The sequence below is a fragment of the Agrobacterium larrymoorei genome (assembly GCF_005145045.1).
GTDB classification, from domain to species: Bacteria; Pseudomonadota; Alphaproteobacteria; order Rhizobiales; family Rhizobiaceae; genus Agrobacterium; species Agrobacterium larrymoorei.
Map to the genome: position 1 here is coordinate 1,406,938 of NZ_CP039692.1, position 12,607 is coordinate 1,419,544.

10 protein-coding genes are annotated in these 12,607 nt (G+C 56.9%); 8 read left to right on the forward strand and 2 right to left on the reverse strand.

Annotation, left to right across the window (positions count from 1 at the left end):
- The first annotated feature begins 22 nt into the window (after nucleotides 1-22).
- The 5 genes from CFBP5473_RS20740 to CFBP5473_RS20760 are packed head-to-tail and all read left to right on the forward strand — an operon-like array spanning nucleotide 23 to nucleotide 5,146.
- Complete coding sequence (locus tag CFBP5473_RS20740) at nucleotides 23-1,351, forward strand: ABC transporter substrate-binding protein (protein ID WP_027676194.1); 1,329 nt, start codon at nucleotides 23-25, stop codon at nucleotides 1,349-1,351.
- On the forward strand, nucleotides 1,351-2,289 hold the full coding sequence (locus CFBP5473_RS20745; protein ID WP_027676195.1) for a carbohydrate ABC transporter permease: 939 nt from the start codon (nucleotides 1,351-1,353) through the stop codon (nucleotides 2,287-2,289). The genes CFBP5473_RS20740 and CFBP5473_RS20745 overlap by 1 nt, the downstream gene beginning before the upstream one ends.
- Entirely contained in the window at nucleotides 2,289-3,110 is an 822-nt protein-coding gene (locus CFBP5473_RS20750) for a carbohydrate ABC transporter permease (RefSeq protein ID WP_027676196.1), read from the forward strand. The genes CFBP5473_RS20745 and CFBP5473_RS20750 overlap by 1 nt, the downstream gene beginning before the upstream one ends.
- A 20-nt stretch (nucleotides 3,111-3,130) precedes the next feature.
- Nucleotides 3,131-4,189, forward strand: coding sequence for an ABC transporter ATP-binding protein (locus CFBP5473_RS20755; RefSeq protein WP_027676197.1), 1,059 nt, complete (start codon nucleotides 3,131-3,133; stop codon nucleotides 4,187-4,189).
- A gap of 6 nt (nucleotides 4,190-4,195) precedes the next feature.
- A complete protein-coding gene (locus CFBP5473_RS20760) occupies nucleotides 4,196-5,146 on the forward strand; it encodes a sugar kinase (protein WP_027676198.1) in 951 nt (316 codons plus the stop codon).
- Between the two features lie 6 nt (nucleotides 5,147-5,152).
- On the opposite strand, the gene CFBP5473_RS20765 is transcribed toward CFBP5473_RS20760, so the two are convergent.
- The gene (locus tag CFBP5473_RS20765) at nucleotides 5,153-7,150 is read right to left on the reverse strand and encodes a putative bifunctional diguanylate cyclase/phosphodiesterase (protein ID WP_027676199.1); all 1,998 of its coding nucleotides are present in this window, start codon (nucleotides 7,148-7,150) and stop codon (nucleotides 5,153-5,155) included.
- Nucleotides 7,151-7,474: 324 nt separating this feature from the next.
- Here CFBP5473_RS20765 and CFBP5473_RS20770 point away from each other — a divergent pair, with 324 nt between their 5' ends.
- The 3 genes from CFBP5473_RS20770 to CFBP5473_RS20780 all read left to right on the forward strand — a co-directional run bounded on the left by CFBP5473_RS20770 (nucleotide 7,475) and on the right by CFBP5473_RS20780 (nucleotide 11,039).
- A complete protein-coding gene (locus CFBP5473_RS20770) occupies nucleotides 7,475-8,509 on the forward strand; it encodes a class I SAM-dependent methyltransferase (protein WP_037171261.1) in 1,035 nt (344 codons plus the stop codon).
- Nucleotides 8,510-8,638: 129 nt separating this feature from the next.
- On the forward strand, nucleotides 8,639-9,460 hold the full coding sequence (locus CFBP5473_RS20775; protein WP_027676201.1) for a bifunctional allantoicase/(S)-ureidoglycine aminohydrolase: 822 nt from the start codon (nucleotides 8,639-8,641) through the stop codon (nucleotides 9,458-9,460).
- A gap of 115 nt (nucleotides 9,461-9,575) precedes the next feature.
- The gene (locus tag CFBP5473_RS20780) at nucleotides 9,576-11,039 is read left to right on the forward strand and encodes a sensor domain-containing diguanylate cyclase (RefSeq protein ID WP_027676202.1); all 1,464 of its coding nucleotides are present in this window, start codon (nucleotides 9,576-9,578) and stop codon (nucleotides 11,037-11,039) included.
- 27 nt (nucleotides 11,040-11,066) lie between these two features.
- Here the strand turns inward: CFBP5473_RS20780 and eglC are convergent, their stop codons facing one another.
- The gene (gene eglC, locus CFBP5473_RS20785; protein WP_027676203.1) at nucleotides 11,067-12,497 is read right to left on the reverse strand and encodes an endo-1,3-1,4-beta-glycanase EglC; all 1,431 of its coding nucleotides are present in this window, start codon (nucleotides 12,495-12,497) and stop codon (nucleotides 11,067-11,069) included.
- Between the last annotated feature and the right edge of the window lie 110 nt (nucleotides 12,498-12,607).

A 12,607-nucleotide genomic window follows, 5' to 3' on the forward strand; every position in this document is an offset into this window, starting at 1 on the left:
TCGGCCACAAGAGGAGGAACTGATGACGCATTCATTCATGAGTCCAACGCGCCGTGCCTTTCTGGCTGGCACCGCAGCACTTGGCGGTGCCGCCATGCTTGGCGTTCGCTCCGCTTCAGCAGCGGTGAACTGGAAGAAGCACGCGGGCACCACGCTCGAGGTCAATCTGGTCAAGAGCCCGCGCAGCGAAACCCTGCTGAAATATATCAAGGAATTCGAAGAGCTGACCGGCATCAAGGTCAATGCCGAGGCAACGCCCGAGCAGCAGCAGCGCCAGAAGGTCGTCATCGAGCTTTCTTCCGGCAAGCCGAGCTTCGACGTAGTTCACCTCAGCTACCATGTTCAGAAGCGGCAGTTCGAAAAGGGCAAGTGGCTGGCCGATATCAGCGGCTTCTTGAAAGACCCATCGCTGACCGATCCGTCTCTCGTTGAAAGCGATTTTGCTGAGGCAGGCATGCAGTTTGCCAAGGATAGCGACGGCGTTCTGCGCTCGCTGCCCTTCTCGGTGGATTACTGGATCCTCTACTGGAACAAGGAACTCTTCGACGCCAAGGGCCTGAAATATCCGCAGACTTTCGAAGAGCTGGTGTCCGCGGCTGAAGCCCTCACAGATCCGTCCACCAACACCTATGGCTTCGTGGCCCGCGGCCTGAAGAACGCCAACACGCCGGTCTGGACCTCACTGATGCTGGGTTACGGCGCGACCCCGATCGTGGACGGCAAGATCGACACGCAGACCAAGGAAGCGGTTGAGGCGGCGAAGCTTTATCAGCGCCTGATGACCAAATCCGCCCCTCCCGGCGTCTCCGGCTTCAACTGGGCCGAAGCACAGTCTGCCTTCCTTCAGGGCAAGATCGGCATGTGGTTCGATGGCGTCGGCTTTGCGCCGCCAATCGAAAACCCGGAAAAATCCCGCGTCGTCGGCAAGGCGGGCTACGGCGTCATGCCAAAGGGCCCGGCACAGCAGGCGGCTGGCACGTTCGGCGACGGTCTCGGCGTGGTCGAAGCCAGCCAGAAAAAGGAAGCCGCTTACCTCTTCTGCCAGTGGGCGATTTCGCACGAAATGGGTGCGCGTCTGTTGCAGGCCGGTGCGGGCGTTCCGTTCCGCCAGTCCATTCTGGAAGATGCCAAGGTTCGCGAAGGCGTGAAAATGCCGGGCGAGTGGCTGGATGCCGTCGTCGGTTCGGGCAAGGTTTCCAAGCTCGCACTGCCGGTCATCATTCCCGTCACGGAATTCCGCGACATCTACGGCGTCGGTCTCACCAACATGATCGGCGGTGCTGATCCTGCCGAAGAGCTCAAGAAGGCGACGGAACAGTTCACGCCTGTTCTGGCACGCAGCGAGGGATAATGGTGTCTGTCAGCATCGAAAATGTCGCCAAGACAACGAAAGTCGTCAGAAGGAGCAAGCCCACGCGGCTTGCTCCCAACTACTGGCCTTTCGTCATTCCGGCACTCGTCGTCATCGCCGCAGTCATCGTTTTTCCATGGGTCTTTACCCTGTGGATGAGCGCGCAGCGCTGGACGCTGGGGCAGGAGCAGAGTTTCATCGGCCTCGATAACTACATCCGTCTGGCAAGCGATGCCCGGTTCTGGGAATCGATGTGGCATACGCTGGTCTATACGGCGCTGTCGGTTGTGGCCCCGCTGTTTCTCGGCACCTTGGCTGCCCTTGTTTTCGATGCGCAGTTCCCGCTGCGCGGTTTTCTGCGCGGCGTGTTTGTCATGCCGATGATGGCGACCCCGGTCGCCATTGCACTCGTCTGGACCATGATGTTCCACCCGCAGCTCGGCGTACTGAATTACCTTCTGTCCTTCATCGGCATTGGTCCGCTGGAGTGGATATATAACCAGTCCACCGTCATTCCGTCGCTGGTGCTGGTGGAAACATGGCAGTGGACGCCGCTCGTCATGCTCATCGTGCTGGGTGGTCTCGCCGCCGTGCCGCGTGAGCCTTACGAAAGTGCCGAAATCGACGGCGCGAATGCGTGGCAGAAATTCCGTTATCTCACCATGCCGATGATCGCGCCCTTCCTGATGATCGCCGTCATCATCCGCTCCATCGATGCCGTCAAAAGCTTCGACATCATCTATGCGATGACGCAAGGGGGGCCCGGCACGGCATCGGAAACGATCAACATCTACCTCTACAACACGGCATTCGCCTATTACGACATCGGTTACGGCTCGGCCATGGCTGTCGTCTTCTTCATCGTCATCATCGCGCTGTCCTTCGTTCTTCTGATGGTTCGTGCGCGCACCCAGTGGAACGAGATGGAGGACCGCTGATGACCCGCAAAACCATAGACCGCATCAGCCTGTTTCTCGTCGCTCTGGTGATGATTTCGCCCGTCATCCTGTTCTTTCTCTGGATGATCTCGCTGTCGCTGAAATTCGAAATCGACAACGGCGCCTATCCGCCGATCCTCATCCCGGAACGCTTCGCATGGTTGAACTATGTGAAGGTGTTCGAGGAGAACAACTTCTTCCTCTACTTCTGGAACTCCGTTCTGGTCACGGGCGCAGCCACCTTCCTCGCCCTCGTCATCGGCGTTCCCGCAGGCTATGGCATTGCGCGGCTGAAGGCTGAGAAGGCGGCCATCGTCATCATGATTGCGCGTATGACGCCCGGCCTTTCCTTCCTCATTCCGCTGTTTCTGCTGTTCCAATGGCTGAACCTTCTCGGCACGCTGTGGCCGCAGATCATCATCCATCTGGTGGTGACGGTGCCAATCGTGGTCTGGATCATGATCGGTTACTTCGAAACGACACCGAAGGAACTGGAAGAAGCTGCCAGCATCGATGGCGCATCATCATGGCAGGTGTTCCGTTTGGTGGCGCTGCCCATCGCCAAGCCCGGCATCGTGGTGTCCTTCATCCTCGCCGTCATCTTCTCATGGAACAACTTCGTCTTCGGCATCGTGCTTGCCAGCCGTGAAACCCGCACGCTTCCGGTCGCGGTCTACAACATGCTGTCCTTCGAACAGGTCAGCTGGGGGCCGCTGGCTGCCGCAGCGCTCATCGTGACGCTGCCGGTTCTGTTGCTGACCATGTTCGCGCAGAAGCAGATCGTCGCAGGACTTACCGCAGGTGCCGTCAAGGGCGGCTAACGAAATCTAGGATAAACATCATGGCACCGGTCAATATTCAAAACGTTCAAAAGCGCTTCGGTTCGGTCAACGTCATCCACGGCATCGATATCGATATTCGTGACGGCGAATTCGTCGTGCTCGTCGGCCCCTCCGGCTGCGGCAAGTCCACGCTTCTGCGTATGATCGCGGGGCTGGAAGAGGTCAGCGATGGCGAAATCCACATCGGCGCACGCGAGGTCAGCCACCTCCCCGCCCGTGACCGCGATATCGCCATGGTCTTCCAGAACTACGCGCTCTATCCGCATATGACGGTGGCCGAGAATATGGGCTTTGCGCTGAAGCTGAAGAAGGTCGATGCGTCGCAAACGAAGGCGAAGGTGGATAAGGCTGCGGGCATTCTCGGTCTGGAAAAACTGCTGGATCGTTATCCACGCCAGCTCTCGGGCGGCCAGCGCCAGCGTGTTGCGATGGGCCGCGCGCTGGTGCGCGATCCCCAAGTCTTCCTCTTCGATGAGCCGCTGTCCAACCTCGATGCCAAACTGCGCGTACAGATGCGCGGCGAGATCAAGGCCATGCACCAGCGCATCGGCACCACCACCATTTATGTGACGCATGATCAGGTTGAAGCTATGACCATGGCCGACAAGATCGTGGTTCTGCATGATGGCGTGATCGAACAGATCGGCGCGCCGCTGGAGCTTTACGACCGCCCCGCCAACCTGTTCGTTGCGGGCTTCATTGGCTCGCCTGCCATGAACTTCGTTCGCGGGCGCGTGGAGGAAGGCATATTCCGCACGGCCAAGGGCGTAACGCTGCCCCTGCCGCCGACTGCCGACCCGGCAGCACTCGGCGGTCGTGATCTGGTCTATGGCATCCGCCCCGAACATATCCGCGCTGCGGATACCGGCATCGAAGGACGCGTCGAACTGGTAGAAGGCACCGGCTCTGAAATCTACGCCAAGCTGAACTGCGGAGGCGAAGAGATCGCCTGCCTGTTCCGCGAGCGGCTGGATATTCGCTTTGGCGATACGGTTCGTGTTGCCATCGATCCCGCTTCCGCGCACCTCTTCGACAAGGAAACAGGCAAGCGAATCTGAGTTTCGATGACAGTTGCAGTTGAAGACGAGAACCACGGTAAGCGCGTACTTTGCGTAGGCGCTGCCGTGCTGGACACGCTGTTTCGCGTGCATGATATGCCCACCGGCCAAGGCAAAGTCCTGCCCTATGAGATGGTGCAGATTGCCGAGGGCATGGCATCGAGCGCAGCCTATACCGTCCACCGCATGGGCGGGCGTGCAAGCCTTTGGGGTGCCGTGGGCGATGATGAAACCGGCACTCGAATCTTGCGTGATCTCTTAGAAAGCGGGATCGACACGGCAGGCATGACCGTGGCGAAAGGTGCCCGCTCGGCGCTCTCCACCATCATCATCGATGACCGCGGCGAGCGGTTGATCGTGCCCTTCTACGATCACAAGCTTCACGAAACCAAACGCTCCTGCACAGAGGCCGATATCGCGCCTTTTGATGCCGTGCTGGTGGATGTGCGCTGGCCGGAACTGGCGCTGGATGTGTTGACCGTCGCCCGTGCACTGGGCAAGCCCGCTATTTTGGACGGAGACGTCGCCCCCGTCGAAACGCTGGAAAAGCTCGCGCCCGCTGCAAGTCACATCATCTTCTCGGAACCGGCAGCGGAGCGCCTGACCGGCATCTCCGATGTCGCCGCCATGCTGCCCGTGCTGCACCAGCGCTACCCGGAGATATTCATCGCCGTTACCGCCGGGCCCCTCGGCTGCTACTGGACCGAGGCGGGTGACCCAGAAGTGCATTTTCAATCCACGATGAAAATCGAGACGGTGGATACGCTGGCCGCGGGTGATGTGTTCCACGGCACTTTCGCGCTGGCCATGGCAGAGGGAATGGAGAGCCGCGCGGCAATTCAATTGTCCTCTGTTGCTGCGGCTTTGAAATGCAAGATTTTTGGCGGGCGGATCGGCACGCCGACGCGAGCGGAGGCTGAGATGGCTGTAACGGAGTGGCTTACTGGCACTGCTTAGAGCAGCTCAAGCCGGACGAACAAGACCGGTTCGCAAAATATACGGCGTCGTGTTTTCCTCGAATTTCTCGGCAGGGACAGGGCGTCCGACGAAGTAGCCCTGAACCTGATCGATGTGGAATTCGCGCATCAGCTGAAGCTGCTCATCCGTTTCCACGCCTTCCACAAGGATTTTGGGACCGCGGTTGCGGATCAGGCCGATGATGTCTTTCAGCATCAGTCTTCCACGCGGCGTTGCGCTGTCGTGCAGGAAGGATCGGTCGATCTTGACGGTATCGAATTCGATCAGCCGCAGCCATGACAGGCCCGCGAAGCCGGTGCCGAAATCGTCCAGCCAGATTTTGATGCCGAGCGTCTTGAGATCGCTGATACAGTGAAGGACATCGGAATTCATGTCCATCTCCAGCCCTTCGGTAATCTCGAAAGCCAGTCGCCCTCCCGCAATTCCAAGCTCTCCGAGGATTGCCGCAACGGCGGTGGCAAAACCGGGACGTTTCAGCTGGATCGGCGACACGTTGACGCTGACGATCGGTACCTTGTCGGTCTGGAGCATCTGCTGGCACGCGCGCCGAATAGCCCAAAGGCCAAGATCCATGATAGCGCCGGTGCGTTCCGCAATGGGGATGAAGATGTTGGGAGGAACCATCGTTCCGTCAAGGAGACGCAACCGCATGAGCGCTTCTGCACCCTTCACACCATCGGAAGAGAGGTCGCGGATCGGCTGATAGACCAGTGAAACGAGGTCCTGCTCGATGGCGATGTTCAGCAGCGCTGCAACATTCTCGGTGTCATCGCTGGTGATGGGATCGTTCGGATCGAAGAGCTTTATCCTGTTCCGCCCGCCTTCCTTCGCAAGGTAAAGCGCGCGGTCCGCTTCATTGATGACGCGTTCCAGCTTTGGCTGCGGAACGGTGCGCGCGTAAGACGCGCCAACGCTGACGGTGATGATCGATGTGCCATCCCGGCGACGCTCGTGAGCAAGGCACAGGCTCTCGACGGATTTGCGCAGCATATCGGCAATCTTTTCGAGATCGCGCGGCTTGTGAAAGTGCGCGAGAGCGATGAATTCCTCTCCTCCATAACGACCGACGACGGCGTCATATTCGCTCATGACATCCTGCAAGGTCTGCGCAACGCGCACCAGGCAGCGATCACCTTCCTGATGACCGTAATAGTCATTGTATTTCTTGAAGAAATCCACGTCGATCAGAAAGACCGCGAATTTCTTTTCGGATTTCACCCAGCCGTTCCAGAGTTCACGCAGCCGGGCGTCTATCGCGCGCCTATTGGCAACGCCGGTGAGGGGGTCTGTGTTGGAAAGCCGCAAAAGCGCCTCGCCCCGTTCATCCGCCTCTCGCTGCTGAACCTTGGCTTCCATGGCGTTGAGATAAACGTGGTAGCGCTCCCGGTTCAGGCGCCAGTTCACATAGGAGGTGAAGATGAAACAGGAGAGATAAAAGGTTCCGAAAGCGATCTGGTAGTAGATGTCTTCGTGAAAGAAGCTCAGCGCGACGAAATAGGTGGCGAGAACGAGGCTGGAAGCGACCAGCGAGAGAACGAAATTGAAGGTGAAGAACAGGTTCGCGCCCATCATGAAGATGGCGCCGAAGACCATGTAATAGGACATATTGGTGACGTAGCTGGTCATCATGGATGGAACCAGCCAGCCTATATAGCCGCAAACGAGCGCTGCTGCGCAGGTCACGTCCATATGGTCAGTCTTGATGGACGCCCTGATCTGCAATTCCAGAACGATCAGTGCCGCGATGCCGACGACGAAGCGCGCGAAGGTGGTGTGGATGGATACATCCGGAACCAGCAGCACATCCGTCAGCGAAAACAAGAGATAGATGGGAACAGCGACCCAAAGCCCCTGCCGGATGGCCTTGCGACGTTTAGCATCGGCTTCTTCGAAAAAAAGCTTCCGCAAAGCATTGGAAGACCGCTTTCGCGATGCATCCGCATGCAGGTCAAGCTCTACCACATCTGCCAAAGTGTGCTTCATGCACTGTTCCATAGGTTGCAATATTTTCTCAGTAAGTAATCATTCTTACCTTGATCATCTTGTTGCTGCGGTCGCTTATGACCTTCCTTTTCCCTCTCTTCTTTTAAAGCTTAAGAGGAATTGGCGGCGGGACTATACCCCAGGGCGCATTAAGTTTCTTTAAATCCGGTTGTTCGACATTGCTGCATTAGATTTACCTTAACCGCAGAAACCTAGAAATAAATTCCTGTTTGTTCCTTTTCCAACAATGAATCCTATCGCCATCCAGTTGAAATTATCCTAGGGTTAACAATGTCTTAAACAGGAGAGACGTTAGTGACCCAGATGAGTAATACTGTATTCGATGGCGAGAGTTTGATCACACCGGAAGCTATATCTGAGGAAATTTTTGCTAAAAGAGGCTCGCAGTTTCAAGAGCAAATAGCACTTTCCCAAGCAGAGATTGCACTCATTCTCAATTTGGCACAACAGCAATTTCTAAGCGGGGTCTCGCCACAGACCATAATACATTCAGTGGCCGGAAGATTGCATACTGTACGTGAAAAATACCATTCGAGCGTGTGGAGAGAGCTTATCCCTCTCATTCAGGATCATCCGGTCTCTGATTATTTCCTGCAAGATCCGTTTACGAACTGGTCTTTCGAGAAGCCGCGCGGCTATTCCGGCGATGCCCAGCTTCTGGATTTCATCTACGGCCATGAGAGCGTAGCCGACAAGATTGCTGCAGCGTCTCCCATCGGGGCCGCTCTTTACGATTACACGAAGGATGCATCCTCATCGGTTGCGGTGCGCGAGCGTCGCGATATTTTGACCCGCTATGTCGATCAGATTACGCTAGAGCGGGGGCCGGAAACGGAAATCCTGACGATCGCCGCCGGGCATCTGCGTGAGGCGAACCGTTCGCAGGCGCTTGCCAAGGGGCATATCAAGCGGTGGGTTGCGCTGGATCAGGATCCGCTCAGCATCGGTTCCATCTCCCGTGATTTTCATGGCACCTGCGTCGAAGCGATTGACGGCTCGGTAAAGGGCATACTGGCGCGCAAGCATGATCTCGGCACCTTCGATTTCGTTTATGCCGCAGGGCTTTACGATTATCTGGTCGACAAGGTCGCGATCAAGCTGACGCAGCGCTGCCTGGAAATGCTCAAGCCCGGCGGTACATTCCTGTTTGCCAACTTCGCGGAAGAGATCGGCGTCGACGGCTACATGGAAAGCTTCATGAACTGGGCGCTTCTTCTGCGCACCAAGTCGGACATGTGGAACATCATCAACGCCAGCGTCGATGCCAACTCGGTTCACGCGGAAGTCTTCTTCGGCGAAAACCGCAACATCGTCTACGGAATCATCCGCAAGCTTTAATCGTCAGATGCTTGACCAAAGCCGCGGTGCTTCTTGCTGGAGCGCTGCGGTTTTCCATTCAGACCGGATTCCCATCAGCACCGAAAGGCTTTACAGCTTTCGTAACGAGAGCCTGCTTTGGAGTGCATGATGGAAAAGAAGCGCTATTATTCCGATTTTGGTGGCCTGCCGGGCCAGACCGAGTTGCTGTCCAGCAAGGCGGTATTCAAGACCGCCTATGCGGTTATCCCGAAGCGCGTTCTTTCCGATATTGTGACCAGCGTTCTGCCGCATTGGACCGACGCGCGCGCCTGGATCATCGCGCGGCCCATGACGGGTTTTTCGGAAACTTTCGCGCAATATATCATGGAAGTGCAGCCGGGTGGCGGAAGCACGAAGCCGGAGCCGGATGCCCGTGCACAGGCAGCGATCTTCATGGTCGATGGCGAGATGACGATTACACTCGATGGCACGGATCACGCACTCCGCGCCGGTTCTTTTGCATATATTCCGGCGGGCAGCATCTGGTCGCTGCGCGCCACCGGCACCACGCCTGCCAAATTCCACTGGGTGCGAAAGGTCTTCGACGTAGTGGAGGGGCTGGAACTGCCGCCAGCCATCTTTACCCATGAGGATGAGCATGAGATGGCCGCCATGCCGGAAACGGAAGGCAAGTGGGCAACGACCCGCTTTATCGATCCGGCTGACGGTCGTTACGACATGCACCTCAACGTGGTGACCTTCGAGCCCGGCGCGACCATTCCCTTCATGGAAACCCATGTGATGGAGCATGGACTGTTCGTGCTGGAAGGCAAAGCGGTCTACCGCCTCAATGATGACTGGGTTGAAGTGGAGGCGGGCGACTTCATGTGGCTGCGCGCCTTTTGCCCTCAAGCCTGCTATGCAGGTGGGCCGGGACGTTTCCGCTACCTGCTCTACAAGGACGTAAACCGCCACGTTAAGCTCTGGTAACCTCTTTTTTGCACTGCGATAAGTTATTGCTTATTGAGTGTTTTCTGAAGAGGGGTAATGTGTGGAGCATCTTCCCTTAGGGAAGTCTCCATTGCGCAGCAGCAGAGACATTGCCATGACCCGAGAATTCGATGCAGACATATTCGCTTTGGCACCCGTGGCCATGTGGATTGAAGACTTCTCGGGCGTAAAGAAGCAGTTCGATCTTTGGCGTGCCGCTGGCGTTACCGATCTTCGCGCATTTTTGCGGGAAGATCTCTCTCGCGTCGAACGCTGCTCCAAGAAAATCAAGGTGCTTGAAGTCAACGGAAAGACGCTCGACCTTTTCGAGGCGAAGGATTTCGATCATCTGATCGGAAATCTGCATCTGGTTTTCCGTGATGACATGCTGGAAAGCCATATCAACGAACTGGGCGCGCTATGGGACGGCGAGACGACGTTCTCCAGCCACGCCGTCAATTATGCGCTGAGCGGCAGGCGTCTCGATATTCAGTTGCGTGGCGCGGTCATTCCTGGGCATGAAGCCTCTCTTGACCGCATTTTGCTGACGACGGAGGATGTGACCGAGCGCGAAGAAGCGCGCAGGCGTGAAGAAAAGAACCGTCTTTACGCGGAAGGCATGTTCGAGCACTCGCCGGTTTCGCTGTGGGTCGAAGATTTCAGCTATGTGAAACGGCTGATCGACGACGCGAAGGAGCGTGGCATCTCGGATTTCCGCGTCTTCATGGATGTACACCCGGAATTCGTGCGGCAATGTATGAGCGAAATTCGCGTCATTGACATCAATCAGTCAACGCTCGATCTGTTTTGTGCCCCGGACAGGCAAACGTTGCTGCATCGACTGGGGGATATCTTCCGCGACGAGATGGAAAAGCCCTTCCGTGAGCAACTGATGGACCTGTGGAACGGCAACCTGTTCCACCAGCGGGAAATCGTCAACTACGCGCTGGACGGCTCGGAGCGGCATGTGCTGCTGCAATTTTCGGTCTTCCCGGGATACGAGCACGACTGGTCTCTGGTCCAGGTGGCGCTGACCGATATTACTGCACGTAAGAAGGCTGAGGCCTATCTCGAATATCTCGGCAAGCATGATGTGCTGACCAAGCTTTACAACCGCGCTTTCTATGCCGACGAGTTGAACCGTCTGGAGCGCAACAGGCTACGCCCGGTTTCCGCAATCATTATCGACCTCAACGGGCTGAAGGATGCCAATGATACGCTGGGCCACGATGCGGGCGACGCACTTTTGCGGCGGCTGGGAGAAGTGTTGAACGGCGTGGTTTCCACGCCCAACCACGCGGCCCGTATTGGTGGCGACGAGTTCGCAATTCTTATGCCGGGTGCTGACAAGCAGACGGCGGCAACCATGGTGGATACGATCTACGAATTGTTGAAGATCAACAACCAGTTCTACTCCACCGCACCGCTCGGCATTTCCCTCGGCGTTGCGACGAGTGAGGATGGCGAGAGCCTCGAATATGTGGTGAAGCGCGCCGATGCCAATATGTATGAGCAGAAGAAGGCGCATTACGCCACGCTCATCTCTAAAGCATCTCCGGCGAAACAGGCTGGCAGATAAAACGCCAGCCTGGCTCTTAAGCCGCGATCACACGAGCAGATATTGCGACTGGTGCTGAACGCTTGCCGTTGCTGGATCTTCCAGCTCATAGGCACGAATGTAATCGATCTTCATTTCCGAGCCATTTGGCAGGCCGTTTGCAGGCGTCCCTGCAATGCCGCCAACAGCCAGGTTGACGAGCATATACATGGAATCATGCATATCGGCAGGCGTGTCGATCTGCGCCACCGCCACATCGTCAAAATACCAGGTGATGTGGTTTTCATCCCAGAGAAGGCCGTAATTGTGGAAACCTTCAGTGCTGGCAACGCTGACATTGTTGATCGACGACGTCTGCTGGCCGGATGCATTGGAGTGCGCCGAAAGGATCAGCGTGTTCGGGTTCTGCCCACGCATCTCGATGACGTCCAGCTCCGGTGGCCATCTGCCATCGGTCGGTAGCAACCAGAAGGCAGGCCAAACGCCTTGATCCGAAGGCATATCTGCCCTGATCTCGAAATAACCATAGGTCTGCGAGAAGGATGGGTGGGTGGTCAACATGCCAGACGTGTAGTCATAGCCGTTTACCGCGTCAGAAATCGCATCCGGCGTCGGCGCTGCCTTGATCGTCAATATACCGTCCTGAATCGAGAAGGGATTGACGGACGACGTGGGCTGATAGGCCGGGTTTATGTACCACTGCTTTTCGGAGTTGGTGTGCAAGCTGCCGCCTTGCTCTCCGGCCCACCAGAATTTCGGCTCCCAGGTGCCGCTCGTTCCGTTGCTGAGCGAAAGGCTGTTGAAGTCGTCTGAGAAGGTGGAGGTCAGTTGCGACCGATCCAGGCTGAGCTTGAACTGCTCCGGCTTGAGATCGTTGGCCGTCGTATTTGCCAGAACGACGCTTTCACCATTGTCGAAATTGAGCCAGAGATCATTGCCTTTCTGGCTGGATGCACTGAGAAGATGGTCGAAGGAGGTGACGCCATAGCCATCGAGGCGGATGAAGTCGTCGGAACCGAAATCGGTAATCAGATCCGTGCCGTTGCCCTTGGAGAAGACGAAAGTATCGGCCCCGCCGCCGCCGATCAGCACATCGTTGCCCGCGCCGCCATCTATGGTCTGGCTGCCGGAGCCGCCGGTTATGATGTTGTCGAGATCATTGCCGAAAGCGTGGCGGCCATCGCCGGTTACTCTCAGATTCTCGAAATTATCCGGCAGGGTGTAGCTCATCCACGTATCTATCGTGTCGATGCCTTCGCCGGGCGCCTCGACAGCGCGGTTGATGGTCGAATACAGGTAGTAGATGTCATCGCCCGTGCCGCCATGCATCGTCACGTTGACGCTGCCATCGCCCCACATGGAATCATTGCCGCCGGTGCCGTAAAGATCAGGGCCGGAGCCCGTTGCCGAGAAAAAGCCGGTTGAAGTATCGCTATAATAAAGTGGTTTGCCCACCGCATTCGTGATCGATCGTGCCATCGCAACGCCTCCTGCGCGGTTAGTCCTCCCTTAATGTCCTCCGAGATGAGTGTACCAGCGATGGCGTTTCGTTTTGTGGCTAAAATGCGAAATATGGCCTTTGGACGGCC